Origin of the sequence: Tateyamaria omphalii, from assembly GCF_019802125.1 — a bacterium.
Classification (GTDB): domain Bacteria; phylum Pseudomonadota; class Alphaproteobacteria; order Rhodobacterales; family Rhodobacteraceae; genus Tateyamaria; species Tateyamaria omphalii_B.
Genome location: NZ_JAHVHT010000002.1, coordinates 562,324 through 588,466, shown reverse-complemented (window position 1 = coordinate 588,466; position 26,143 = coordinate 562,324). Strand labels below are relative to the sequence as shown.

At 61.6% G+C, this 26,143-nt stretch carries 24 protein-coding genes; 11 read left to right on the top strand and 13 right to left on the bottom strand.

The features are described 5' to 3' along the window. Positions 1–46 precede the first annotated feature (46 nt). Entirely contained in the window at positions 47–1,072 is a 1,026-nt protein-coding gene (locus KUV51_RS11835; RefSeq protein ID WP_222521828.1) for a TRAP transporter substrate-binding protein, read from the bottom strand. A gap of 199 nt (positions 1,073–1,271) precedes the next feature. Here KUV51_RS11835 and KUV51_RS11830 point away from each other — a divergent pair, with 199 nt between their 5' ends. After that, positions 1,272–1,928 carry a GntR family transcriptional regulator gene (locus KUV51_RS11830; protein ID WP_222521827.1) on the top strand — a complete coding sequence of 219 codons (657 nt, stop codon included), beginning with the start codon at positions 1,272–1,274 and terminating at the stop codon, positions 1,926–1,928. Here KUV51_RS11830 and KUV51_RS11825 read toward each other — a convergent pair. The 3 genes from KUV51_RS11825 to KUV51_RS11815 form a co-directional block, all read right to left on the bottom strand. Further along, positions 1,925–3,193 carry a leishmanolysin-related zinc metalloendopeptidase gene (locus tag KUV51_RS11825; protein ID WP_222521826.1) on the bottom strand — a complete coding sequence of 423 codons (1,269 nt, stop codon included), beginning with the start codon at positions 3,191–3,193 and terminating at the stop codon, positions 1,925–1,927. The two genes, KUV51_RS11830 and KUV51_RS11825, sit on opposite strands and share 4 nt — an antisense overlap. Before the next feature lie 64 nt (positions 3,194–3,257). After that, positions 3,258–4,244, bottom strand: a complete 987-nt coding sequence (gene denD, locus KUV51_RS11820) for a D-erythronate dehydrogenase (RefSeq protein WP_222521825.1) — start codon at positions 4,242–4,244, stop codon at positions 3,258–3,260. Then, positions 4,241–5,119: an NAD(P)-dependent oxidoreductase gene (locus KUV51_RS11815; protein ID WP_222521824.1), complete on the bottom strand. Its 879-nt coding sequence runs from the start codon at positions 5,117–5,119 to the stop codon at positions 4,241–4,243. Before KUV51_RS11815 ends, denD begins: the two co-directional genes overlap by 4 nt. Before the next feature lie 116 nt (positions 5,120–5,235). Between KUV51_RS11815 and KUV51_RS11810 the strand changes: the two genes are divergently transcribed. The 5 genes from KUV51_RS11810 to KUV51_RS11790 are packed head-to-tail and all read left to right on the top strand — an operon-like array spanning position 5,236 to position 10,643. After that, a complete protein-coding gene (locus tag KUV51_RS11810; RefSeq protein WP_222521823.1) occupies positions 5,236–5,982 on the top strand; it encodes an SDR family oxidoreductase in 747 nt (248 codons plus the stop codon). Next, positions 5,979–7,784, top strand: coding sequence for an IlvD/Edd family dehydratase (locus KUV51_RS11805; RefSeq protein ID WP_222521822.1), 1,806 nt, complete (start codon positions 5,979–5,981; stop codon positions 7,782–7,784). The genes KUV51_RS11810 and KUV51_RS11805 overlap by 4 nt, the downstream gene beginning before the upstream one ends. A gap of 10 nt (positions 7,785–7,794) precedes the next feature. Beyond that, positions 7,795–8,637, top strand: coding sequence for a fumarylacetoacetate hydrolase family protein (locus tag KUV51_RS11800; RefSeq protein ID WP_222521821.1), 843 nt, complete (start codon positions 7,795–7,797; stop codon positions 8,635–8,637). Beyond that, a complete protein-coding gene (locus KUV51_RS11795; RefSeq protein WP_222521820.1) occupies positions 8,630–9,562 on the top strand; it encodes a 2-hydroxyacid dehydrogenase in 933 nt (310 codons plus the stop codon). The genes KUV51_RS11800 and KUV51_RS11795 overlap by 8 nt, the downstream gene beginning before the upstream one ends. Continuing rightward, entirely contained in the window at positions 9,555–10,643 is a 1,089-nt protein-coding gene (locus tag KUV51_RS11790; RefSeq protein ID WP_222521819.1) for a mandelate racemase/muconate lactonizing enzyme family protein, read from the top strand. Before KUV51_RS11795 ends, KUV51_RS11790 begins: the two co-directional genes overlap by 8 nt. Positions 10,644–10,917: 274 nt before the next feature. Here KUV51_RS11790 and KUV51_RS11785 read toward each other — a convergent pair whose 3' ends face one another. From KUV51_RS11785 to gpmI, 3 genes are read right to left on the bottom strand one after another with little or no spacing between them, the layout of a single operon-like run. Continuing rightward, positions 10,918–12,282, bottom strand: a complete 1,365-nt coding sequence (locus KUV51_RS11785) for a S41 family peptidase (protein WP_222521818.1) — start codon at positions 12,280–12,282, stop codon at positions 10,918–10,920. 6 nt (positions 12,283–12,288) lie between these two features. Next, positions 12,289–13,413 (bottom strand): murein hydrolase activator EnvC family protein, encoded by a 1,125-nt coding sequence (locus KUV51_RS11780; RefSeq protein WP_222521817.1) that lies wholly within the window; start codon positions 13,411–13,413, stop codon positions 12,289–12,291. Continuing rightward, the gene (gene gpmI, locus KUV51_RS11775; RefSeq protein WP_222521816.1) at positions 13,410–14,921 is read right to left on the bottom strand and encodes a 2,3-bisphosphoglycerate-independent phosphoglycerate mutase; all 1,512 of its coding nucleotides are present in this window, start codon (positions 14,919–14,921) and stop codon (positions 13,410–13,412) included. Before gpmI ends, KUV51_RS11780 begins: the two co-directional genes overlap by 4 nt. Positions 14,922–15,037: 116 nt before the next feature. Here gpmI and KUV51_RS11770 point away from each other — a divergent pair, with 116 nt between their 5' ends. Beyond that, positions 15,038–15,532: a DUF3291 domain-containing protein gene (locus tag KUV51_RS11770; protein WP_222521815.1), complete on the top strand. Its 495-nt coding sequence runs from the start codon at positions 15,038–15,040 to the stop codon at positions 15,530–15,532. Between the two features lie 17 nt (positions 15,533–15,549). Here KUV51_RS11770 and KUV51_RS11765 read toward each other — a convergent pair whose 3' ends face one another. After that, positions 15,550–16,008 (bottom strand): hypothetical protein, encoded by a 459-nt coding sequence (locus tag KUV51_RS11765; protein ID WP_222521814.1) that lies wholly within the window; start codon positions 16,006–16,008, stop codon positions 15,550–15,552. Positions 16,009–16,019: 11 nt separating this feature from the next. Further along, positions 16,020–18,992, bottom strand: coding sequence for an error-prone DNA polymerase (locus KUV51_RS11760; RefSeq protein WP_222521813.1), 2,973 nt, complete (start codon positions 18,990–18,992; stop codon positions 16,020–16,022). Positions 18,993–19,254: 262 nt separating this feature from the next. Here KUV51_RS11760 and KUV51_RS11755 point away from each other — a divergent pair, with 262 nt between their 5' ends. Beyond that, positions 19,255–19,722, top strand: coding sequence for a DUF1203 domain-containing protein (locus tag KUV51_RS11755; protein WP_222521812.1), 468 nt, complete (start codon positions 19,255–19,257; stop codon positions 19,720–19,722). Between the two features lie 69 nt (positions 19,723–19,791). Further along, a complete protein-coding gene (locus KUV51_RS11750; protein ID WP_222521811.1) occupies positions 19,792–19,968 on the top strand; it encodes a zinc-finger domain-containing protein in 177 nt (58 codons plus the stop codon). Between the two features lie 192 nt (positions 19,969–20,160). Here the strand turns inward: KUV51_RS11750 and KUV51_RS11745 are convergent, their stop codons facing one another. Continuing rightward, positions 20,161–20,910, bottom strand: a complete 750-nt coding sequence (locus tag KUV51_RS11745) for a methyl-accepting chemotaxis protein (protein WP_222521810.1) — start codon at positions 20,908–20,910, stop codon at positions 20,161–20,163. Positions 20,911–21,013: 103 nt separating this feature from the next. On the opposite strand from KUV51_RS11745, the gene polA reads away from it, so the two are divergent. Both polA and KUV51_RS11735 read left to right on the top strand, forming a co-directional pair. Then, positions 21,014–23,800 carry a DNA polymerase I gene (polA, locus tag KUV51_RS11740; protein ID WP_222521809.1) on the top strand — a complete coding sequence of 929 codons (2,787 nt, stop codon included), beginning with the start codon at positions 21,014–21,016 and terminating at the stop codon, positions 23,798–23,800. A 13-nt stretch (positions 23,801–23,813) separates the two neighbouring features. Beyond that, positions 23,814–24,236, top strand: a complete 423-nt coding sequence (locus tag KUV51_RS11735; RefSeq protein WP_222521808.1) for a hypothetical protein — start codon at positions 23,814–23,816, stop codon at positions 24,234–24,236. A gap of 177 nt (positions 24,237–24,413) precedes the next feature. On the opposite strand, the gene KUV51_RS11730 is transcribed toward KUV51_RS11735, so the two are convergent. The 3 genes from KUV51_RS11730 to KUV51_RS11720 form a co-directional block, all read right to left on the bottom strand. After that, complete coding sequence (locus KUV51_RS11730) at positions 24,414–24,641, bottom strand: DUF2798 domain-containing protein (RefSeq protein ID WP_222521807.1); 228 nt, start codon at positions 24,639–24,641, stop codon at positions 24,414–24,416. A gap of 73 nt (positions 24,642–24,714) precedes the next feature. Next, positions 24,715–25,467, bottom strand: coding sequence for a hydroxypyruvate isomerase family protein (locus tag KUV51_RS11725; RefSeq protein WP_222521806.1), 753 nt, complete (start codon positions 25,465–25,467; stop codon positions 24,715–24,717). Between the two features lie 69 nt (positions 25,468–25,536). Continuing rightward, positions 25,537–26,112 carry a DUF1285 domain-containing protein gene (locus tag KUV51_RS11720; protein WP_222521805.1) on the bottom strand — a complete coding sequence of 192 codons (576 nt, stop codon included), beginning with the start codon at positions 26,110–26,112 and terminating at the stop codon, positions 25,537–25,539. Between the last annotated feature and the right edge of the window lie 31 nt (positions 26,113–26,143).

Sequence of the window (26,143 nt, the reverse complement as noted above, 5' to 3'; positions counted from 1 at the left end):
GCATCGGGCGGTTTGGGGCCCCGACGCGCGGGACCCCAAGGATCGCTTACTTGGACACGAGGCCAAGCTGCTCCAGATAGCTCAGATGCGCATCAACCAGCGCCTTGGCTTCCGGCGTGTCGGCGAACTCGGGCCATGTGGCCTGGGCTGCGTTGCGGAACTTCTGCAGCTCTTCCGGCGCCCATTGCGACAGGGTCACGCCCTGCTCACGCAGTTGGGCTGCTGCCTCGGCGTTCTTCTTTTCGAACGTCAGGGCGGTGCGCAGCGCCAGCGCTTCCATGGCCACTTTCATGATGGTCTGGTGGTGCGCAGGCATCGCGTCGAACACGGCCTTGTTGCAGGCCAGGTGATCCGACGGCATCGAGTGGAAGCCGGGGAAGTTGGCATATTTCACGATGTCATACAGACCCAAGCCTACGTTGTTGGCAAGGCCCGAGGCGTCCGCCCCGTCGATGATGCCGGTTTCCAGCGCTGTAAAGATCTCGGTGAAGTCCATCACGATGGGCGAGGCGCCCAGCTTTTCAAAGATCTTGGTTTCCATGCCGGGGGGCGACCGGAATTTCCAGTCCTTGAAGTCGGCAACCTTCTCGATCGGCTTCGATGAGGCAAAGCTCTCCTGACCGTAGACCCACCAGCCGATCAGCTCCATGCCGTACTTGTTGTAAAGCGGCGCCGCGGCTTCCTTGCCGCCACCGAAATACAGCCAGCTCAGCTGCTGATAGGGGGTCTCGTAACCGCCCATGATGTCGCCCACGAACTGGAAGGCGGAGTTCTTGCCGGTCTGGTACCCACCACCGGTCATGTCGCAGTCCAGAATGCCCGTGGCGGCCGCGTCAAACGTCTCAACCGACTTCACGACCGAAGACGAGTAGAACATTTCGACTTCGATCTCGCCATTCGACATCGACTGAATGTCGTCGATATACTGCGCCGCCAGCTTGCCCGAGACGGTCTCGGGGGCGTAGTGCGTCTGGATCCGCAGCTTGGTGGTTTCCGCCGATGCGGTCATCGCCGTCGTGGCTGCAAGGGCAGCGACAGCAGCGACCGAAGCCGCCTTCTTCAGAAATGTCATTTCATCCTCCCTGACATTTTATGTGTGCGCACGTGGCAGGTTCGGATGCCCACCTTCCTGTGTCGTAACGGAAGGCTATGCGCACTTGCCCTCACGGGACAACAAAAAAATGAAATTAGGACGATTTTTGAGATTTTGATGGAATTTCGAGATTTCGTGATTTATGGCTAGAGCCTCTGCGATCATTTGAACAGCGCCCATGCCCTACGACACCGACATCTTCGAAGCCCTACGATACCGTTTGATGACAAACGGTTTCGAACATGGGCAGAAAGTGCGCGCCGAGCATCTGCGACAGGAATTCGGCTGCTCGGCAAGCACGATTCGCGAGGTGCTCTTCCGACTGTCGACCTTGGGCCTGGTCGAGTTCCAGGAACAGCGCGGCTTCCGCGTGCCTGCGAAGTCGCGCGAAGTCATCCACGAGCTGACCCACCTGCGCGTCCTGCTGGAAGCCGAGGGCACAGTCATGTCCATCCGCCGCGGCGGCGTCGCGTGGGAGGCGCGTCTGACCGCCGCGCACCACCAGCTCAGCCATCTGGAAATGCGGCTGAACACGGCAACCGACCGCTCGCCCTTTGTCGACCTGTGGTTCGGAGCCGAGGCACAGTTTCACGAAACCCTGATTTCCGCCTGCGGCTCACAGACCCTCATCGACACGCACCACCGCGTCTATTGCCGCTTCCGCCAGCAACTGATGGTCGAAGATCGCGACTTCGACTTCATTTCCAACAACATCATGCACCACCAGCAGATCCTGGACGCGGCCATGGCCGGGGACGAGGCGTTGACGCGGCAAAAGATCCACGACCACCTCGCCCGCCATCTGCTGACCTCGGACAGTGTCGAACCGGCCTAGGCCATCAGGTCCAGAACGGGGTCCGGTGGGATCGGCGCCGACAGGTCGTTGGGGTCGCCCGGATTGTCGAACACCGTGTCGTAGCCAAGGTCTTCCAGCGATGCGATGCTCATCACCGACAGGAATGCGCCGTCATCGATGAACCCCGTCATCAACTCGTTTTCAAACAGGGCTTCGTCCCAATGCCCTCCGGCAGTACCGGGGCCGAAATCGGTTTCAATCGGGATACCCGCATTCGAACCGGGATCCCCTGCCGCCACATCCGGAAACTCGGTTTCATAAACGCTCAACGCATTTGGCCCGATGAACCGCAGATCGCCCCCTGCAATGGACCCCGTTGTCAGCCCAAGCAGACCCCATAGCGTGCCATAGCCCAAGGCGTGCAGCATCTCATGGACCACCACGGCATCCCAGTTTCCTTCGGACAAAAGGTTTCCTGCATCCGCGATGTCAAAGGTCATCGCGCCAGTGGACGGCAAAAGGGTGCCGTCGTCGCGCAACTCCCGTGGACCGGCACTGCCCAATGTGCCGCCAACGCCGTCATTGGTTTCAAGCGTGGCCGTAATGGCAATGTCATCCACAAACACACCATCCACGATGGCGTCCGGCAGGTCTGCCAGGATGATCGTGCTGAGATAATCGGCAGCATCCACAAAGGCTTGCTGCAACTCCACCGTCCAGCTGCCGACGAAGTCAATCGTGACGTTGTAGGACGTGGCCGCGTCCCCCCCGCTGGTGTAGGAGGTCAAGAGAACCGGCACATTCGGGTCCGGCGCAGCATCGGGCGCGCGCCCATACTCCGCATTGTCCAACCCGGGCGCCGGGGCGGGAATCGTATCCTCCGGTACGCCCGGAATGGTGCCGACCGGTCGGCCCTGCTCCGTCGGCCCGGCCACTTCGTCGGGCAGATCAATCGGCGGCGGTGCCGGGTCGGGATCTGCATCTTCCTGCGGTGCCGGGTCTGGCGGGGGATCGTCCCTCCCATCATCCCCGGTCGCATTCAACACAACCGCCTGCTCCGGCTGGCCCCGGCCCACGACGTCGCTGGCCGGGCGGCCATTCTCCACTTCGTCCGTAAACTCGAACTGATCCACATCCGACAGGGGTGTCGGCCGAGGTTCCGGGGCAGCCTCAGGCGCCTCAACAGGCACCCGTTCACCGCGCTCTTCATTGCTTTCGTCGCGCTCCGCAAGGGTAGGGTCAGGTTGTGCCGGGGGTGCAACCCGATGTACGGCACCCCCACGTTCAAAAAATCGTCCGTTCATATCCAATACCTAAAATCGCAATTCCGAAGGAAAGCGTATCAGCTATGGATCAATACGGAAACGTTTATGGGCTTGGCATCCGCCCCGGCAGATCATCCTCGATGTAAACATCAATGATCTCCCGAAACGTCTCCTCCGCCTTGAACCCAAGGGTCAGGGCCCGCTCCGGCGCAAAATTCCGCGGCCAGCCCGAAACGATCTTGGCCACCGCCTCGTCCCGCTGCGGCTTGATCAGGGCGACCACATTGTTGCCCGCCACATCCCGCAACGCCTCGATCTGCTCGGCCACGGTACAACTCAACCCCGGCAGGTTCAGCGCCCGCCGTCCTTCCAGCCGGTCGGTATCCAGCACCGCCGCATGGGCCAGAAACCCCGCCGCCGACCGGGGCGAGGCATGCCAATGCCGTACAGTATCCTCGACCGGCAAAATGGCCTCCATCCCGTTCAACGGCTCCCGAATGATGCCCGAGAAAAACGAGGACGCCGCCAAATTCGCCTTGCCCGGCCGCACGCAGATCGTCGGCAAGCGCAGCGACATCCCGTCGATAAACCCCTTGCGCGAATAGTCCTGGATCATCAACTCGCACGCCGCCTTCTGCGCGCCATAGCTGGTCTGGGGCGAGGTCAGGAATTCGTCGCCAATCTTGTCGGGATAGGGACCACCGAAGACTGCAATGGATGAGGTGAACACCACACGCGGGACGTATTCACCACCGCTCGCCCGATGCTGCGCCCTCAACGCCTCAAGAAACGCCCACAATGGCGTCAGGTTCGTCTGCCACCCAAGATCGAAATTCGTCTCCGCCTCGCCCGACACGATGGAAGCGAGATAGAAAATCACATCAAACCGCTCCGCCGCCAACGCCGCGCCCTCGGCCAGCACCGACAGATCGCCAACGCGCTTGTCGTCGCCCACCGCATCCGGCGCATAGCCCAGATCATGCAGCGTCACGCGAAAATCACCAAAGCCGGGCAGGCCCTGCGTCTCCAACCGGCGGGCCAGCTTCTGGCCCACCATGCCGCCGCCACCGAGGATCAGGATGCGTTTCATGTACCCATTCCGTTCTGTGCTTTGAGTTCGAGATAGAGCCCAGAGTGATCCTTGTCCGCGCCGTCCATGTTCTCAACAAAATGGGCGAACCGCGCGCGGACACCTTCAACCATTGGCAGCGCAAGACCAAGACCCGCAGCTTCGACCAGTACGTTGTCCAAATCCTTGAGCTGAAACTTCGACAAGCCACCGGGCTCAAAATTCCCGGTCGTCATTCGCTCCCCATGCTGTTGCAGAATGGTGCTGTCAGCAAACCCGCCCTTAAGCGCAGCGCGCAGTGCCGCTGGATCTGCTCTCCCCTGTTCGGCCAACAGCATTGCCTCGGCCACTGCGCCGATCGTGACCGCGACAATCGCCTGATTGCAAAGTTTCGACAGTTGACCGGTTCCGGCCGGTCCCACGTGAACTGGACGCCCCATCACCTCAAATATCGGGTGCGCGCGCTCGAAATCCGCAGCCTCCCCACCCACCATGATAGCAAGTGATGCCGCCTCGGCCCCCTTGGTGCCACCCGACACAGGCGCATCCAGAAATGCAACGCCTTGCTCAGCCAACCGTGCGCGGGCTGCGCGCGCCTCGACCGGCTTGGTCGACGACATGTCGATCCAGAGCGCTCCGCTCGTCAGGCTACGCGACACCTCGGCAATCACTGCCAATACCGTCGGCCCATCACTCATCATCGTGATGATGACATCCGCCCCGGTCACCGCCGCCGACGTGCTGGCCGCCACCGCAGCCCCCTCATCCGCCAGCGGCTCCGCCTTGGCCTGCGTCCGGTTCCAAACCGTCACCGGCACCCCCGCACGGGCAAGATTCCGCGCCATGGGAAAGCCCATCAGCCCAGTGCCCAACAGGGCCACATTCTCGAACGCCATGACTTTCCTTTCGAAATTTTCGTGACGTCTGGTCAACGCCCGCACCTTGTCCTACGCTAACAGCAAAACGCAGACCCGCCGTCTGCGCAACACCTGATCCGATACGGGGGGAGTACATGGGCCGTCTTGACGGAAAGCGCGCGCTTGTGACGGCCGCAGGCCAGGGTATCGGCCGCGCCAGCGCACTCGCCATGGCGAACGAGGGGGCGAGAGTCTTCGCCACCGACGTCAACGCCGATGCGCTCAGCACGCTGGAACATGCGAATATCATGGCGTTTCCGCTGGATGCTCGCAGTGAAACCAGCGTCAAGGATGGCGTAGAAGAAGCCCAACCCGACATCCTGTTCAACTGCGCAGGCTTCGTGCACCACGGCACCATACTGGACAGTACGGACGACGAATGGGACTTCGCCTTCGACCTCAACGTCCGCTCCATGTACCGCACCATCCGCGCCGCCCTGCCGGGGATGCTGGACCGCGGAAACGGCTCGATCATCAACATGTCGTCGGCCCTCGGCTCCATCATCGGCGCGCCCAACCGCTTCATCTACGGCACGACCAAAGCCGCCGTTGTCGGCCTCACAAAATCCGTCGCCGTCGACTACATCACCCAAGGTATCCGCTGTAACTGCATCTGCCCCGGCACCGTCGAAAGCCCCAGCTGGCACGACAGGGTCAAGGCACTGGGCGAAGAGCTTGGCAGCTATGACAAGGCCATGGAACAATTCGTCGCCCGCCAACCCATGGGCCGCGTCGCCAAGGCCGAAGAAATTGCAGCGCTGGTGGTCTACCTCGCCAGCGATGAAAGCGCGTTCACCACAGGACATACCCACATCATTGATGGAGGCTGGTCAGGACAATGACCAACAAAAAGAAAATTGGAATAGAAGACCTGCGTTCCCGCAAGTGGTTCATGAACCCGGACAACCCGGAAATGACCGCGCTCTACCTCGAACGCTACCTGAACTACGGACTCACGCGCGAGGAACTGCAATCCGGCAAGCCGATCATCGGCATCGCGCAAACGGGCAGCGACCTGTCGCCCTGCAACCGCCACCACATCGAGTTGGCGAAACGTGTCCGTGACGGCATCGTGGCTGCAGGCGGCACCTGCATCGAAATCCCGGTCCACCCGATACAGGAAACCGGCAAGCGGCCGACGGCCATGCTCGACCGCAACCTCGCCTACCTGTCGCTCGTCGAAACCCTCTACGGCTACCCGCTCGACGGCGTCGTCCTCACCATCGGCTGTGACAAGACAACACCCGCCCTCCTGATGGCCGCCGCCACCGTGAACATCCCCGCCGTGGCCCTGTCAGTTGGCCCCATGCTCAACGGCTGGTTCCGCGGCGAACGCACCGGCTCTGGCTCCATCGTCTGGCAGGCGCGCGAGATGATGGCGCGGGGCGAGATCGACGGCGAAGGGTTCATGGAACTCGTCGCCTCCTCCGCCCCCTCGGTCGGCTACTGCAACACAATGGGTACGGCCACGACGATGAATTCGCTGGCCGAAGCCCTCGGCATGCAACTGCCCGGCTCCGCCGCCATCCCCGCCCCTTACCGCGAGCGCAGCCAGATCAGCTATGAGACCGGCAAGCGCATCGTGGATATGGTTTGGGAAGACCTGCGCCCCTCCGACATCATGACGCGCGAGGCGTTCGAAAACACGATCGTCATCAACTCCGCCATCGGCGGCTCCACCAACGCGCCCATTCACCTCAACGGCATCGCCAAGCACCTCGACGTGCCGCTCAACAACGACGACTGGCAAAAGCACGGCCACCACGTGCCGCTTCTGGTGAACCTCCAACCCGCAGGTGAGTACCTCGGCGAAGACTACCAGCACGCAGGCGGCGTTCCGGCGGTCATCGGCGAGTTGATCGCCGCAGACCTGCTGCCCCACCCCGACGTGATCACCGCTAATGGCAAGACGATGCGCGAAAACTGCGAGGGCGTGCGCAGCGAAAACACGGAAGTGATCAAACCCGTCTCCGACCCGCTCAAGGCCGAAGCCGGGTTCATCAACCTCAAGGGCAACCTGTTCGACAGCGCGATCATGAAAACCTCCGTGATTTCCGAGGAATTCCGCACCCGCTACCTGTCGAACCCCGACGACCCCGAAGCGTTCGAAGGGCGCGCGGTGGTATTCGACGGCCCCGAGGACTTCCACCACCGCATCGACGACGAAGCCGAAGGGATCGACGAACACTGCATCCTGTTCATGCGCGGCGCGGGCCCCAAGGGCTACCCCGGCGGCGCCGAAGTCGTAAACATGCGCGCGCCCTCCTATCTGCTCAAAAAAGGCATCCAGGCGCTCCCCTGCGTCGGTGACGGCCGCCAATCCGGCACCTCCGGCAGCCCTTCAATCCTCAACGCCTCACCCGAGGCCGCAGATGGCGGTGGCCTCGCCCTTCTGGAAAACGGAGACCGCGTCCGTATCGACCTCAAGAAATGCACCGCCGACATGCTGGTGGACGACGCCACGCTTCAAGCCCGCGCCGAAGCGATCATGGCCGCAGGCGGCTACAAGGTCCCCGAAAGCCAAAGCCCCTGGCAAGAAATCTTCCGCGACTACGTGGGCCGCTTTGACGAGGGGATGACCCTGCGCGGCGCCACGAAGTACCAAGACATCTCCCGCCGCCACATGCCGCGCGATAATCACTAAGAGGCCGAATATGAAACTCGTAAGATACGGTGACGTAGGTCACGAAAAACCAGGCCTCATGGACGGCGACACACTCCGCGACCTCAGCGGCCACATCGACGACATCCACGGCGCCACACTGGACGACGCAACGCTCGACAAGCTGCGCGCCATCGACCCTGCCACCCTGCCAGCAGTCGACGGCTCCCCCCGCATCGGCCCCTGCGTCGGCAATATCGGCAAGTTCCTCTGCATCGGCCTCAACTACTCCGACCACGCCGCCGAACAAGGCCTCCCGATCCCCGAACACCCCATCCTGTTCTTCAAGGCCAACTCGGCCATCGTTGGCCCCAATGACGACGTGGTCATGCCGCGCGGCTCCCAACGCACCGACTGGGAAGTCGAACTGGGCGCGGTGATCGGCAAGACCTGCAAATATGTGAGCAAAGCCGACGCGCTCGACTACGTGGCAGGCTACTGCATCGTCAACGACGTCTCCGAACGCGAATTCCAGCAGAACCTCACGGGCCAGTGGACCAAGGGCAAATCCTGCGACACCTACGGACCTACGGGCCCGTATCTTATTACACGTGACGAAATCGAAGACCCCCAAACGCTCGACATGTCGCTCTCGGTCAACGGCCAGCGGATGCAGACCGGGAACACCTCCACCATGATCTTCTCCGTGGCCGAAATCATCGAACACCTGTCGCACCTCTTCACCCTGCACCCCGGCGACGTCATCAGCACCGGCACGCCCCCCGGCGTGGGCGACGGGATGAACCCGAAAACCTACCTCAAGGTGGGCGACGTGATGGAACTGGAAATCGCGGGCCTCGGCACCCAAAGGCAAGAGGTGAAACAAGATGCCTGATCTTCTGCAAATCGGCGGCATCACCGACGCCATGCGCACCCGTCTGGAAGAGCGCTTCACCATCCACCAAGCCACCGACAACTACCCGGGCGAGGCAATCACCCACATCGTCACCAACGGCCATGACGGCGTGCCTGCCGATATCCTCGCCAACTGCCCCAACGCGCAAATGGCCGCCAGCTACGGCGTAGGGTATGACGCCATCGACACCGACGCCTGCGTCGAACGGGGCATCATCGTCACCCACACACCCGACGTCCTGAACGCCGAAGTGGCGAGCACCGCGATCATGCTGATGCTCAACAGCTTCCGCAACTTCATGGCGGACGAGGCGCACGCCCGCTCCGGCAATTGGGAAACGAACGGCAACGCGCCCCTGTCGCGCAGCGCTGACAACCGGCGCGTCGGCATCCTCGGGCTCGGGCGCATCGGCCAGGCCATCGCGGACAAGCTCAAGTCGTTCGACGCCGACATCCACTACCACACCCGCAGCGAAAAGGACGTGCCCTACACCTACCACGCCAACCTCGTGGACATGGCAAAGGCGGTTGAGGTGATGATCTGCATCACCCCCGGCGGCCCCTCGACCCACCACATCGTCAATGCGGATGTGATCGAGGCTCTGGGCCCCGAAGGCACCCTGATCAACGTCTCCCGCGGCTCAGTGATTGACGAGGCTGCCATGGTCGCCGCCCTCCAATCCAGCAAGCTCGGCTACGCAGCCCTCGACGTGTTCGAGGAAGAACCCAAAATCCCCGACGCCCTCAAAACCATGTCCAACGTCATCCTCCTGCCCCATGTCGGCAGCGCCACGCATGAAACACGCGCGGCCATGGGCACGCTCGTGGTGGACAACCTGATCAGCCATCTCGACAACGGCCTCGTGATCACGCCCGTGCCGGAAACCAGGCACCTCAATGGCTAAGATCACCGACGTCCAGGCCCGCCTCTTCGCCGTCCCGCTCGACGAAATCCTCGTCGATGCCAAGCACGGCGACCATAGCCATTTCCACCTGATCACGGCGACAGTCACGCTGGAGGACGGGCGCACGGGCACCGGCTACACCTACAATGGCGGGCGCGGCGGGCACGCCACGGCAGCGATGATTACCCACGACCTCGCCCCCTTCCTGATCGGGCAAGACTCCGAAAACGTCGAACAGCTCACCCACGCCATGGACGAACACCTGCACTACGTGGGCCGGGGCGGCATCCTGTCTTTCGCCATCTCTGCGGTGGATATCGCCCTCTGGGACGCGCGGCTCAAAGGTGCAGGCCAATCGCTCGTCCAAGCCGCAGGCGGCGCATCCGACCGGTGCAAAGCCTACGCGGGCGGCATCGATCTTGGCTTCGATCTGCCCAAACTACTTGACAGCATCCGCACCTACCTCGCCCGCGGCCACAACGCCGTCAAAATCAAGATCGGCCAACCGACCGAGGTGGAAGACGTGGAACGGATCAAGGCGGTCCGCGACCTCATCGGCCCCGACATCACCTTCATGGTCGACGCCAACTATTCCATGACCACCGATCAAGCGATCAGCATGGCCAAGGCGATGAGACCATTCGATATCGAATGGTTCGAAGAGCCCATCGAACCCGATCACTTCGAGGACTTCGCACGCATCCGTGACGCCTCGGGCATCAAAGTCGCCCAGGGCGAAAACCTGCACACCCTGCATGAGTTTCGCCGCGCCCTGCCCCATGTGGACTTCATCCAACCCGACGCGTCGAACTGCCTGGGCATCACCGGCTGGCTCGAAGTGGCAAGGATGGCGCAAGAGGCGGGCGTCCCGGTCTGCAGCCACGGCATGCAGGAACTGCATGTTTCGCTGGTCTCAAGCCAACCCCACGGCGGCTGGCTCGAAGTGCACAGCTTCCCCATCGACCGCTACACGAAACGCCCTTTGGCAATCGAGGATCAACTCGCCGTCGCCCCCAAAATCCCCGGCGTCGGCGTAGAATTCGACTGGCCCAAACTCACCCCGTTTGAAGTCAAACCGTAAGGCGGGGTTTCACCCCGCCTTACGCTCGAAGTTTACCCAATCGAAACCTTCGTTAACGGCACCGATCTACTAATAAAAAATGATCGGGAAAACGGCGATCGGCCGTCACCAAAACACGCAGTTTGACCCTAAAAATGTGCAGTTTCGCCAAAACCCGGCAAAAACTGCCCGGTTCAACAGGCTCAAAACACGCAGTTTCGCGGGCAAAATGTGCACTTTACCCTCAAATGCAAAAGCGCGGGGTGCGTTAACCCCACCGCGCGCTCCGTTCACTCTACCGCAAATTTGCCGTGCTAAGTGCTTGAGGACCCAGCGCATTCAGCCCTTTCAGGATGTCGATGGCATAGGCCAGCTGGTAATCCTCTTCCCGCAGATCAGCCGCTTCCTGCGCCTTGGCCCGGTCTTCCTCGATCTGCTTGATCTGGTCCTCGCTCAGCGAATCATTGTTGAGGCTGCCACGCAGTTCACCCTCGGTCCGGGGACCAACTGCGCTTGCGGGTGCATCCTCTTCCTCGTCCTCAACCGGACGCCGACGGGGCTGTTCCACCACGATGTCAGGGCTCACGCCCAGCGCCTGAATCGACCGGCCCGAGGGCGTATAATACCGCGCCGTGGTCAGGCGCATCGCCCCATCTCCGCGCAACGGCATGACCGTCTGGACCGACCCTTTGCCAAAGCTCTTGGTGCCCACAACGATGGCTCGGCGGTGGTCCTGCAGCGCCCCCGCCACAATCTCGGAGGCCGAGGCGGACCCGCCATTGATCAGCACCACAATGGGCTTGCCCTGCGCCAGATCGCCCGGCGTCGCATTGTAGCGATCACCATCCTCGGGGTCGCGGCCACGGGTCGAAACGATCTCGCCCTCTTCCAGAAACGCATCCGACACGCGAATGGCTTGGGTCAGCAAACCCCCGGGATTGTTACGTAAATCCAGAACAAAGCCATTCACGGAATCCATGCCGCCCAGCGTCTCGACTTCTTCTTCCAACTTGGAGACGAGGTTCGGCGTCGTCTTGTCATTGAAGGTCGTCACGCGCAGCACAACCGTCTCACCCTGCGTCCTGCTGCGCACGGCTTGCAGTTCGATCGTGTCGCGAATGATGGACACGTCAAAGGGTTCGTTCTCGCCCTCGCGCACCACGGTGATGATGATCTCGGACCCCACCGGCCCGCGCATTTTGTCGACCGCTTCGTCCAACGTCAGGCCCAGCATCGACTCGCCATCGACATGGGTGATGAAGTCGCCCGCTTCGATCCCGGCCTCGGCGGCTGGGGTCGAGTCGATGGGCGACACAACCTTGATAAACCCTTCTTCCTGCGTGACTTCGATGCCTAGGCCACCGAACTCACCACGGGTCTGCACCTGCATCTGCGCGGCATCATCGGGCGACAGGTAGCTTGAATGCGGATCAAGCGAGGTCAGCATCCCGTCAATCGCGGCCTCGATCAGCTCGCCGGGTTCGACCTGCTCCACATATTGCCCACGGATGCGTTCAAAGATGTCGCCGAACAGATCCAACTGTTCGTACACACTTGAATTTGCGGCCTTTTCCTGCGCCAGCAAGGGGCCCGCAATCTGCGTCGTTGCAATGACACCTGCTACTGTTCCGCCCAATGCGGCCATCACGAATTTCTTCATTACAGCTTATCCATCCTGTTCAGTGCTGAACCATTCAAGCGGGTCCATTGGCACATTATTCTCTCTTACCTCTATATAGAGCGTTTCCGAACGCTCAGCGCCACCCCCCTCACTACCTGTTGAAGCGGCGTTTGGCGTCGGCAGGCCACCCATCAGACCCAAGGGCGTGCTTGCGGCGATGATCTGGCCGGTGTTGCCATAGCTAACGGCCATGCCCGCAAGGATGATCAACGTGCCCGGGCGCGGCTCGAGGATAGTGACTGTACCAAAGTCCAGAAGCGGCCCAACATATCGTAGCGTCGCCGCCGTGGGCGAACTGACCAGCGTGCCGGGGCGGGTCGCGAGCAGGATACCGGGACGGGCAATCCCCGCCGCATCCGGCTCCCCGGCGCGACGCAAGATCACACCCCGTGCGGGCATCGGAAACTCGCCGATCAAGTCGTCGATTTCCGGCGGCGTCCAGCCGACATCGCCTTCGGCAATGCTTGCCAGCCCGCTGGAAAACGCATCCAGCGTCTCGGCCGACGCAATCAGAATCGCGGTGCGCACCGGGTCCTCGGTAAAACGCTGCGGCAGGTCCGTCCGCTCCGCCATCGCCTGGTTCAGCGCAGATCGCGCCGTCTGCACCTCGCTCAAACCGGTCTGCAATTGGGCTGCCGCCTGCTCCTGCAAAAGCCGCAGGCTTTCCACATCGTTCAGGTCTTGGCGCAGCTGCGCGGCGCGCTGGTTCAGGGCCGGTGTCAACTCGGCCAGCAGCATCCCCGCTCGCGCCGTGCCGTTCGGGCCATCGGGATGCAGGAACGCCGTCGGTGCTTCATCCGGCGTAAGTGTCTGTAAAACTGCCACAAGCTGTGCAATCTCGGCATCACGGGATTGCAACTGGCGCCGCAACTGCGCCTCTCGAATGGACGCGCGACGCAGACCAGCGCGCATGGCCGAAAGGCCCGCTTCGTAGGCATGAACCGTATCCGTCAGCGCACGCACACGGTTGCGGGCCGTCTCGGCCTCCGCCAACCGGACCGAGGCCGCCTCAAGCTGCGCCCCCGCCTCACGCGCCAGAGCGCCAGCATCTTCCTGCGCCCAGAGTGGCAAGGCCCAAACACATAAGAAGAGGGCTGCCAGCGGTCTCATTCGATCAAACTGTTCCCCGTCATCTCGACCGGCTTTTCGAGCCCCATGAGCTGCAGAAGCGTCGGCGCCAGATCCGCAAGGCGCCCGTCATGCACAGTGCCTTCGGCCCCGATCAATGCAACGGGAACAAGGTTCGTGGTATGCGCCGTATGCGGCGCGCCAGTGTCCGGGTCGATCATCGTTTCGCAATTGCCATGATCCGCCGTCAGGATCATCGCGCCACCCGCCGCTTCAAGCACCGGCAGGACTCGGCCGAGGCCGGTATCCACCGCTTCGCAAGCAGCGATGGCAGCGTCCAGATCACCGGTATGGCCGACCATATCCGGGTTCGCGTAGTTCACCACGATCAGATCATAGCCTTCTTCGATTGCCTCGATGAACTTGTCCGTCACCTCGACGGACGACATCTCGGGCTGCATGTCATAGGTGGCGACGGCGGGCGATTTCGGCATAGCGCGATCCTCACCAGCCTCCGGCTGCTCCTCCCCACCGTTCAGGAAAAAGGTCACATGCGGGTACTTTTCGGTCTCCGCCAGCCTGAACTGGCGCAAGCCCGCTTTCGCCACCCACGCCCCGAGCGTGTTCACGATTTCGGGCTTGGGATAGACGGTGGTCATGTAGGCTTTGTGATCTTCGGAATAGTCCGCCATCCCGATCAGCCCAGCCCACTCCGGACGGCCCTCGGGGGCGAAGGCATCAAAGCCCGGATCGCCCATGGCCGCCATGATCTCTCGCGCGCGGTCAGCGCGGAAGTTCAGGCAGAACAGGCCATCGCCATCCTTGGCTCCCTTGTAGCCATCCATGACAGCGGCAGGGATGAATTCATCCGTCTTTTCATCATCGTAAGCGGACTCGATGGCCGCCTGCGCCGTCTCGACGATCCGGCCATCTGCACGCACCATGGCGGCAAATGCGCTCTCAACCCGGTCCCAACGGTTGTCGCGGTCCATGGCAAAATAGCGGCCCGTCACGGTGACAACACGCGCGCCTGCAGGGAGCGCATCGTTCAAATCCTCCAGATAGGTCAGCGCCGATTTCGGCGCCACATCCCGTCCATCGGTGATGGCATGGATGACCACGGGCAGGCCCGCGTCGGTGCAGGCCTTGGCTGCGGCGATCATGTGATTGATGTGCCCATGCACACCACCGTCGGACAGCACGCCCATCAGGTGCGCACGCCCCTCTTTTTCCTTGACCGCGTTGATCCAGTCCATCAGGCGCGGGTTGCGAAAGAAACTGCCGTCCTCGATGGCCAGATCAATCTGGCCGAGGTCCATGGCCACCACGCGGCCCGCACCGATATTGGTATGGCCCACTTCGGAATTGCCCATCTGCCCGCGGGGCAGGCCCACGTCAGGACCATGTGTGATCAGGGTCGCGTGGCTGCAGGTTTCCATGATCCGGTCGATGGTCGGCGTGCGCGCCAGTTTCGGGGCGTTCCCCGTCTCATCCTCGCGCAGGCCCCAGCCATCCATGATACACAGAACAACGGGTTTGGGTGGTGCCATCTAAGAGGTCCTTCCAGTGTGGTGGTTCGCGTTCTACCGTGCCGTCCGGTCATTGGAAAGAACACTTGCCTGAACAATGCAAGGCGGTACGCTCCGGCCGGACGAGGGGGGAGAAAATGAGCAAACACATGCTGGTGCACCTGAACGTGGTGCGCCCGTTGGGCCCCTTCAGTGCCAGCCATCCGAACGCGCAGTTTTTCTTTGGCGAATTGCCCAAGCTGTTTGCGAGGGCCAAGGCCGATGATGGCATGTTCTGGCACAATCACGGTGCCCGGATGCCGGATGGCAGCTATGGCGATATGAACGATCTGCTGGGGCTGCAAACAAAGCGGACGGAGGACAATTTCCACATCCTCACCATGGCCGGGTGGCGGGATGCGCAGGCCATGCACCGCTTTGCCTATCGCGATCCGCTGCACCGGGCGGGCATGAAGACCCTGCGCGACTGGGTGGACCGGTCGGAGGGGGCAACCATGGTGATGTGGTGGGCAGAGCGGGGCACACGGGTGGCGCTGGAAGACGGGTGGAACCGGCTGCAAGAGCTGCGGAAGAACGGCGCCACGCCTGAGGCCTTTACACTGCAGAGCCGTTTCGACCCGCCGGGAGACTGACGCTTTTTCCGACCCATTCAGCCGATGCGCTCGGGCAGCCCCTTGCCGTTATTCCACCACCGATGCGGATTGTCGCGATTGGGATCATAAGCTGCACGGCTCGCCCAATCCTCGCGCAGAAAGATCACCGGCTCCTCGTAGTGATGCACCTCCAGCACCGCATCCATGACCTTCTCCAACACGGCCACATCCCGTTCGATGGAGATCTTCAACTCGACCATGGGATAGGTTTCGGTCCCGCCCGCCTCGAACCCGTCCACATGGGTTGTCGTGGTTGACCCGGCCTCGGGCTGCGCTGTCTCCGCGCCGACGGCAGAGATGCTGGCATTGCGCTGATACCGGCCATAGCCCAGCGGATGCACCGCCATGACGGCATCGAGAATGCGGTCGGTGTCCTCCGGCAATGTCTGGATCTCAAGCGTCCAGACCGGGGTAAAACGGCCCGACCGGGCCTTGTAGGTTTCAAGCACGCTCATCTCTGCCTCCTTCAATCGGGGTTGCCGCGGGTAAAGCTGATCTTTGACAGGTCGGGCGAGGTTCTTGTTGCGGGCAGCACCTGCACCGGGGCAGCACCCGGGGTCAGAATATGGCGCAACAGGCCCACGGGATGGGCGCGCAGGGTCAGGCGGGTCGATACGTAATCCTCGACCACCTCCTCGCCCAAAGTCATCTCGGGCAGGAGTGCTGCAGGCTCGTCCACCACCTCGCCATCCAGATCCTTGGCAAAAAGCGGCAGCGCGGGACCGGGCGCGATGGCCTTGGCCTGCCACAGCGCGTCACGTCGGTTGATGCCCGCCCCAGCAAAGGCATCAGCTTCGGCAAGCCGTTCGATCACCGTCACGCCCACCCCGGCCCGGCGCCAGATGTCCTGCACCGACTGATAGCCGTTGCCACGGGCCACCGTGATCCACTCGGCATCCTCTTCGTTCAGTCCCTTGATTTGCCGGAACCCGAGGCGCAGGGCGAGGCCCCCCTTCCCATCCGGCTCCATCACGTTGTCCCAGAAGCTGGCGTTCACGCAGATCGGCCGCACCTCGACCCCGTGCTCGCGCGCGTCCCGCACGATCTGGGCAGGGGCGTAGAACCCCATGGGCTGCGAGTTGAGCAGCGCGCAGGCGAAGATGCCGGGATGGTGGCACTTGATCCAGCTTGAGGCATAGACCAAGAGCGCAAAGCTCGCCGCATGGCTTTCGGGAAAACCGTAGGAGCCGAAGCCTTCGATCTGACTGAAGCATCGTTCGGCAAAGTCGTCGTCATAGCCATTCTTGCGCATGCCCCGCAGGAACAACGCGCGGAATTCGCTGACAGAGCCGTGTTTCTTGAACGTCGCCAATGACCGCCGCAGCCGATCCGCCTGATCGGGGGTAAAGCCCGCGCCCACGATGGCGATCTGCATCGCCTGTTCCTGAAAGAGCGGCACGCCCAGCGTCTTGCCCAGCACCGCGCCCAACTCGTCCGAGGGGAAGCTGACCTCCTCCTCTCCGTTCCGGCGGCGGATATAGGGGTGGACCATGTCGCCCTGAATGGGGCCAGGGCGGATAATGGCCACCTCGATCACCAGGTCATAGAAATTGCGCGGCCGCATCCGGGGCAGGAAGTTCATCTGCGCCCGGCTTTCGACCTGGAACACCCCGATGCTGTCGGCCGCACAGAGCATATCGTAAACGCGCGGGTCCTCGGGCGGCAGGGTGGCGAGGGTGTAGTGCTGATGGTGGTGCATCTTGAGCAGGTCAAACGCCTTGCGGATGCAGGTCAGCATCCCAAGGCTCAGCACATCGACCTTCAGAATGCCCAGCGAGTCGATATCATCCTTGTCCCAGCAGATGACGGTGCGGTCCTCCATCGTGGCATTCTCAATGGGCACCAATTCGTCCAGCCGCCCCTCGGTAATGATGAAGCCGCCCACATGTTGGCTGAGATGCCTTGGAAAGCCGTTGATCTCATAGACCAGCTCGATGGTCTGCTTTAGCCGCCGGTCGCGGAAATCGAGGCCGATCTCGGCCATACGCTCCGCCTCAAGCCCCTTGGTCGAGAAAAAGCCCCAGAGCTGGGAAGACAGCGCGCTGATCGTGTCCTCGGTCAGGCCCATGGCCCGGCCCACCTCGCGGATGGCGCGCTTGCCCCGGTAATGCACGACCGTGGCGCACAGGCCCGCACGTTCACGGCTATAGGTCTTGTAGATGTGCTGGATGACCTCCTCGCGCCGTTCATGTTCAAAATCAACGTCGATGTCGGGGGGCTCATCGCGCGCCTCGGACACGAAACGCTCGAACACCATGGTCCCCATCTCGGGGCTGACGCTGGTGATGCCCATGCAATAGCACACCACCGAATTCGCCGCTGACCCACGGCCCTGGCACAGGATGCCGCGGGATCGGGCGAAATGGACGATGTCACGGACGGTCAGGAAATAAGGTTCGTAATTCAGCTTGGCGATCAGGGCGAGCTCATGGCGTAGTAATGTCTGCGCCTTTTCCGGTGCGCCGGACGGATAGCGCCATTTCAGCCCCTCATAAGCGAGGCGCTTGAGCCGCTGGCTGGGGGTCTCGTTTTTTGTGATCTCGGAGGGGTATTCATAGCGCAACCGGTCGAGCGAGAAATCGAGACGCGCGACAAGCTCTGCTGACCGATGCACGGCCTCTTCGTGACCTGCAAACAGGCGCAGCATGTCCGCCTCACTGCGCAACCGCCCCTCGCCATTGCTCAGCGCCGCGCGCCCCAGCGCATCGACGCGGCATTTCAGGCGGATCGCGCTGACCACATCCGCGAGCTTGCGACGCCCGCCATGGTGCATGCGTGGCGCAGCAGAGGCCACAATAGGCAGGCCAAGGGCACGCGCCTGATCCGCGATCCAGTCAAAACGCGCCGTATCCCGCCCATCATAGCGGGGGTGCATGAGTATGTGGATGTTCCCGACAAAGCGGCGCGTCAGCCGTCGCGCGGTTTGCATCCAATCAACCGCGCCGCCCTGAACCGTTTCCACCTGTGGCCAAAGAAGCAGGTGAAGACCGTCTGCAAACTCTTCGAGATCGCTCAGTTGGAGATTGCACTCCCCCTTCTCGGCATTGCGGCGCCCCTTGGAGATAATACGGCAAAGCGATCGCCACCCTTGCCGGTTTACGGGCAGGGCCGTGATCGGGGGCGCGTCGGAAAACATCAGCCGCGCGGCCGGGATCAGTCGGGGCACCACCGTGATGGGTGCGCTGGGTGGGGCAGGCACGTGATCGGGCCGGGGCGGGCCGATCAGTCCGTGGATCGCATCAAACTCCCGCCGCTCCTTGACGCTCCGGGCGATGGTCTTGGACTGCGTATGCGCGCGGACAATCCCCGCCACCGAATTGTCATCGGCAATGGCAATCGCCTCCATCCCGATCAGGGCGGCACGGTTCACGTATTCCTCGGGGTGCGAGGCCCCGGTGAGAAAGGTGAAATTCGATGTGATCGACAGTTCGCAGAACATCAATTTGGCAGATTCGGTGGCAGCAGGTCGCCAGTATATTCACTTTTTGTTCTCATTTGAAGCGTTGGAGGGGGCCAGCCCCCGCGCTGACGCGCCCCCCAGGATTTTTTGAACCAGAGAATTCGGATCGGTTCCCGCAGCGGCAAACGCCGTGGGGCGACGTTTGACGTCCGAATGGACGGAGCCCCTAAGACAGGTTGCGCAGCATTCGGGTCGATCCGCGCTCTTGTCCGTGGTTTTTCATAAGTAAAAGGAGATCGTCATGACCACGTTTACAGCTTTACCCACCGACATCGTTGATGCTTACCGTGCCGGCGCACCCGACGCGCATGGCAACCCGCCCGAACGTCATATCTCGAACGGATCCGGCAATCCGTGTCGGCACTGCCTGCGGGATGTGCCGGAAGGTGCCGAAATGCTTGTCCTGGCTCACAAGCCATTTGACGGCACGCATCCCTACGCAGAGGTCGGGCCAATCTTCTTATGTGCCGATCCATGCGTCCGCAGCAGTGGCGCTGATCTGCCCCAGATTCTGACCACGTCGCCGGACTACCTGATCAAGGGATATGGAAAAGACGACCGCATCGTCTATGGCACCGGCGCAGTGACGCCCAGGCCCGAGATCGCAGACAGGATCGCCGCAATATTCGCCGATCCTAAGGTCGCATACATCCACGTGCGCTCTGCCCGCAACAACTGCTACCTGACGCGCGCCGATCGTGCGCCGTAACCCCTTGTCTGCCCTGACGGCTTGGCCCATAAACGCGCCCGCACGCGCCCCAAGCCAAGGATAGCCAACATGCCCATCGACGCGCCGGAAACCAAGACGGTCCACACGCATCGCGTGGCTTGCGACGGAGGGGAAGGCGCGCTCGGTCATCCGCGGGTCTGGTTGCAAATCCCCGAGGATACCGGCTGGGTCGAGTGCCCCTATTGCGACTGCAAATACGTCTATGCGGAAAAGGCGAGCGGCTAAGGCATCAGCTGCATCAAGCGGCATGACGCTCGCTGTGTGCCCTTGGCTCTACTGCCATCGGTCCGCAACCCAGCAAGATTGGTTTGGACGCGACCTGTTGGATCGCTAGCCCAAAATCGTGCGCTCAGACACGTGGCGGATTCGTCAGCTCGTTGATCATTCGGCGGACATGGGTCTGGATATGAACTTCGTTCAATCGTCGATCACCTGATGGATCAAAGCGTCAACCTGCGCCTGAACGCGCGCGTTTGCCTGCTCGATCTTTTCCGAAAGCTCCCTGATCTCGGTCGCGATTATGGCAAAGCCGCGCCCTTGTTCGCCAACATGCGCCGCTTCAATAGATGCGTTGATGGCGATCAGCCCGACATTCTGTGAAATCTCGCTGATCTCGTTCAGGGCGTCGCGTGCGTCATTTCCAGTTTGGGTGGCCGAGGCACGCCGCGCCACGCGATCCCCGTGCAGTTCGGCACTCAGCTTGTTGACCAGCTTGGCGAAATGTTCGTTGAATTCCGTCGCCGCAAAGCGCGTCAGGGCGCGCAGTTGTGCGGCATCGCTTGTGCCTGCGTCGAATTGGCGGGCAAGGTCCGTGACACTTGCCACAAAGCGGCGCATGGCATCGACACTGTCTGGCATGTCGGCGACCGTCTCTCGCAACCAATTCAATGCGTTTGGATCAATGCCGCGCTCTGGGTGGCCCCCCGCCAAGATACGCACCCCGGAATGGGCGCCGGGCATCGCGCGCTGTATCCCTTCAACGCACTTCTGGTGATCCTCTGGCGCATCAAACAGCATGCCCGCCGCGCAATACAACGTCGCGCGTGCGCAATGCGAGCGTATCATGTCGACGGCGCGCAACAACTCTACCCGAGCCGCAATGCCGGTGGCCCCGGATTGCTGGCCCAATACATCGGTTACATCGGCCAAACGGTTCATCGCAGTCATGCGTTCCTCTTGGCAAAACGAAGTTAACAAAACGCTTGTGCTTTTACCTTTTCGGGATTCGTGGCACATCACCGGAACACTTGCAGAAAAGGGGGCGGTTCACATGAGCTTTGGTAAGGGATGTCACCTGCATCTGATCGACGGTTCGGCCTTTATCTTCCGCGCCTATCACGCATTGCCACCGCTGACGCGCAAGTCCGACGGCCTGCCCATCGGGGCAGTCTCGGGCTTCTGCAACATGCTTTACAAATATGTCGAGGGGAACCACGGCCCAGACGCGCCCACCCACGTGGCAGTGATCTTTGACAAGGGCAGCCACACCTTTCGCAACGAGATGTACGACCAGTACAAGGCCAACCGCGAGGCGATGCCCGAAGACCTGCGCCCGCAGATCCCGCTGACCCGCCAAGCCACCGAAGCCTTCAACATCGCCTGCAAGGAGAAGGAGGGGTACGAGGCCGACGACATCATCGCCACCCTGTCCGTGCAGGCGCGCGAGGCTGGTGGCCGTGTGACCATCATCAGTTCCGACAAGGATCTGATGCAGCTTGTCGGCGACGGGGTCGAGATGCTGGACGCCATGAAGAATTCGCGCATCGACCGCGATGGTGTGTTCGACAAGTTTGGCGTCTACCCCAACCGTGTGGTCGACGTGCAGGCGCTGGCCGGTGACAGCGTCGACAACGTGCCCGGCGCACCTGGCATTGGCGTGAAAACCGCCGCTCTGCTTATCAACGAATACGGGGACCTCGACGCGCTCTTGGAACGCGCCGAAGAGATCAAGCAGCCCAAGCGTCGCCAGACCCTGATCGACCACGCCGACCAGATCCGCCTGTCGCGCGACCTTGTTCGATTGGACGAAAATACGCCCCTCGACTTTACGCTGGACGATCTGGAAGTGCAGGACCCCAAACCCGACCAACTCATGCCCTTCCTGGCCGAGATGGAGTTCCGCACGCTCACCAAACGCATCGCCGACCAGCTTGGCGTCGAAGCACCCGAAATCAAGGAACCCGCCCCAGCAGCCCAAGACGCCCCCGAAGCGCCCAGCTTCGAAGAGGCGACCTATGAACATGTCCAAAACGCGGACCAACTCCAAACCTGGATCGACCTGATCTATGAACGGGGCTGGGTCGCAGTTGATACCGAAACCACCGGCCTAAACGAAATGACTGCCGATCTAGTGGGCATCTCGCTGGCCGTGAACGCAGGCCACGCCTGTTATATCCCGCTCACGCACAAGCAAGGCGGAGATGACCTCTTTGGCTCCGACGATCTGGCCGAAGGGCAGATGCCGCTGGAACAGGCGCTTGAGATGCTCAAGCCGATGCTCGAAGACGACAGTATCGTCAAAATCGGCCAGAACATGAAGTACGACGCCAAGATTTTTGCGCGTCTGAACATCCACGTGGCGCCCATCGACGACACGATGCTGATGTCCTACGCCATGCACGGCGGGCTGCACAATCACGGCATGGATACGCTGTCTGAACGCTATCTCGGCCATACGCCGATCCCGATCAAACCACTGCTCGGGTCCGGCAAGTCAGCCAAGACCTTCGATCAGGTGCCGCTTGAAGACGCCGTGAAGTATGCCGCAGAGGATGCCGATATCACGCTCCGCCTCTGGCAACTGTTCAAACCTCAACTGCACCGCGTACAGGTCACCAAGGTCTACGAAACACTCGAACGGCCCATGGTCCATACGCTAGCGTCCATGGAGCGTTCGGGCATCAAGGTCGATCGCGATACACTGTCCCGGATGTCCAACGCCTTCGCCCAGAAGATGGCGGGGCTTGAGGATGAAATCTACGAACTCGCAGGCCGCAAGTTCAACGTCGGCTCCCCGAAACAGCTCGGCGAAATCCTCTTCGATGAAATGGGGATCGAGGGCGGAAAGAAAGGCAAAACAGGCGCTTACGCGACAGGTGCCGACGTGCTCGAAGACCTCGCAACCGAACATGAACTGCCGGGCCGCGTGCTCGACTGGCGGCAGATCAGCAAACTGAAATCGACCTACACAGACGCGCTTCAGGATCACATCAACGCCGAAACCGGCCGCGTCCACACGTCCTATTCCATTGCAGGCGCGTCCACCGGTCGCCTCGCCTCCACCGACCCGAACCTGCAGAACATACCTATCCGTACGGAAGAAGGTCGCCGCATCCGAGAAGCCTTCGTGTCCGAGCCGGGCAAGACCCTCGTCGCCCTAGACTATTCGCAGATCGAACTGCGCATCCTCGCTCACATCGCCGACATCCCGGAACTGAAACAGGCGTTCAAGGACGGCATCGACATCCACGCGCTCACCGCCTCGGAAATGTTCGACGTCCCGCTCGATGAAATGACCCCGGAAATTCGCCGCCAGGCCAAGGCGATCAACTTCGGCGTCATTTACGGCATCTCGGGCTTCGGCCTTGCCCGCAACCTGCGCATCCCGCGCAGCGAGGCGCAGGGCTTCATCGACCGCTACTTCGAACGCTTCCCCGGCATCCGCACCTACATGGACAACACCAAGGCGTTCGCCAAGGAACACGGCTATGTCCAGACGCTGTTCGGACGCAAAATCCACACGCCCGAGATCGCCTCCAAAGGTCCCCGCGCAGGCTTCGCTGCCCGCGCTGCGATCAACGCTCCGATCCAAGGCACAGCCGCAGACGTCATCCGCCGCGCCATGATCCGCATGCCCGCCGCGATCAAGGACCTGCCCGCGGCCATGCTGCTGCAAGTCCACGACGAGTTGCTGTTCGAAGTGGACGATGCCGCCGTCGATGACCTGGTCGGCGTCGCAAAGGATGTGATGGAAAGCGCCAACGATCCGGTCGTGCATCTGGACGTGAAGTTGACGGTGGATGCGGGCCAAGGGCAGAATTGGGCCGAAGCGCACTGACAGGAAAGCAGCCATGAAGATGATGCCCGCCCCCGATGATCTCGCCTTCTGCGACCGGTTCGAGGCGGGCGAGGTCGCGCCGGAAGACTTCAACCACCGTGCGCATTTGCGTCTGGCCTACGTCTATCTATGCGAGGATCCGGTGCATACAGCAATGCCGCGCATCCGTGGCGCCCTGCACAGCTTTCTGAAACGCAACGGTGTACCGGCGGACAAGTATCACGAAACGCTCACACGCGCATGGCTGATGGCAGTGCAGTATTTCATGGATAAGGCCGCGGCGGCTCGGTCCTTCGACAGCTTCATCGCGCAGGACGACCGCCTGCTCGACGCAAAAGTCATGCTCAGCCACTACCGCAAGGACACACTCTTTTCCGATGCGGCCCGCGCCAGCTTTGTGGCACCAGACCTGCAACCGATTCCGCTCTCCATCTAAGCAGGTCAGCGCATGATTTAAAAACCGCGCCCCGTCGGGCACGATGGTGCATTTTGCATGGTCAATATGCGCTACCGGACCGTGCGCTCAGCTGTCCCTCTGTAACACAAGCAAAATCAGAAGTTGCCTAACATCAAGTGAACCCACCGAAAAACTTGTCCCTGCGGGGACAAATCCTCAATCCGGCCGCGTAATGGCCCCAACCAGCCGCCGCGCGATCGGGGCAACGACCAGAACAATCGGAAACGCGACCGCCCAACTGGGCAACCACGCCCCAATCCACTGGCCCAGAAATCCTGTCACCATTCCAACGGCAAGATAGGTCGAAATGCCGGACACCAGGAATGACATCATCCCGCTCAGGACGAAACCGAACGCGATATGAGCATAGCGGGCAGGGATCATGGCGGGCTCCTAATCTGTGCGCCCCAGACATACTCGATCGGCTATGCCGCGCAATCTGCGCCGCCGCAAAGGCTCAGCGCATCCAGTCCAGAACCTTGTCGGTGCGCCCCTCTGTCCGATACTCGGCACTCACCCAACCGTCGTAACCGCTGGCGTCAATCGCTTTGAACAGCGCGGCAAAGTCGATCTTTCCGCTGCCCGGCTGCGTGCGCCCCGGGGCGTCACCGATCTGGATGTGACGGATTAATGGCAGCATCGACTGAAACGTGCCCAAGGCATCGCCAGTGATCTCCTGAGCGTGATAGCTGTCGAATTGCAACCCGACATTGGGCGCCCCGACGGCTTCGATCACGCCGGCGGCCAGATCAAAGCTGTTCAGGAAATAGTCAGGCTGGCTTTCCGGACACAGCGGCTCAATCGTCAACGTCAGCCCTTGGGGCAAGGTCTCCGCCGCGCGTTTGAGGTTGCCGAAAAGTGTATCCCGTGCCTCCGGGCCCTTCGCCTCACCGCTCATGATATGGATACAGGACGCGCCCAACGCTTGAGCATAGCGCACCGCGCGGCGCATATCGTAGTCAAACCGCGCCTCAAGCCCCGGCACCGCGGCAAAACCCCGTGCAGCACCGGTGTAATTCGGTCCCGGTGCATTCAGCAAAATGAACTGCAACCCGTTGCGATGCAGGGCAGCCTGCGTTTCCGGCACCGGCACATCGTAGGGCTGCTGTACCTCAACCGCGAGGAACCCCGCCTCTGCCGCCGCATCGAACCGGTCAAGATAGGGCAATTCGGCCCAGAGATAGGTCAGATTGGCAGCAAAACGTGGCATTGACCGGACGCTAGCCCGACCAACCCGCCGATGCCAGCAGGATCAAACATCCACAGAAAAACGGCTCGCTTAGGGAAGCTCTTCGGACGGAATGATGCCAAAGAACTGGCCCGACGACCAAACGCCGAACCAGCCGTCATGATGCGTACCCAGATCGACCAATCGGTAGAAGCTTTTGCGGTCAATCAGCGCCTCCAGATCCGCCCGGATCAGGATGTAAGGCGACGGCTCGCCCGTCTCCGCATCCCGCTCGACCCGGATAGGATGCTCCGGCCCTGCGACCGCCACATCGTCCACATGCGTGACAAAACTCAGCACCTGATCCTGCCCCGCGCCAGACGCTTCGAAATCAATGGCGACAAAGGGGGCGTCGTCCACGGTGATGCCGACCTTTTCCACCGGGGTGACAAGGAAATACTTGCCCTCTTCGCGCTTGAGGATTGAGGAAAACAGCTTGACCAATCCGGGGCGCCCGATGGGTGTGCCCTGATAGAACCACGTCCCGTCCCGCGCGATCCGCATGTCCAGATCACCGCAAAACGGCGGGTTCCACAAATGCACCGGCGGCAAACCGCGTGTTTTTGCAGCAGTGATCGACGCAACAAGGCTGTCTGCGTCGGGTGTCACGGTTTTTTGTCCGCTCATATCTTTTGCCATTCTCCGTTGAGGCAATAGG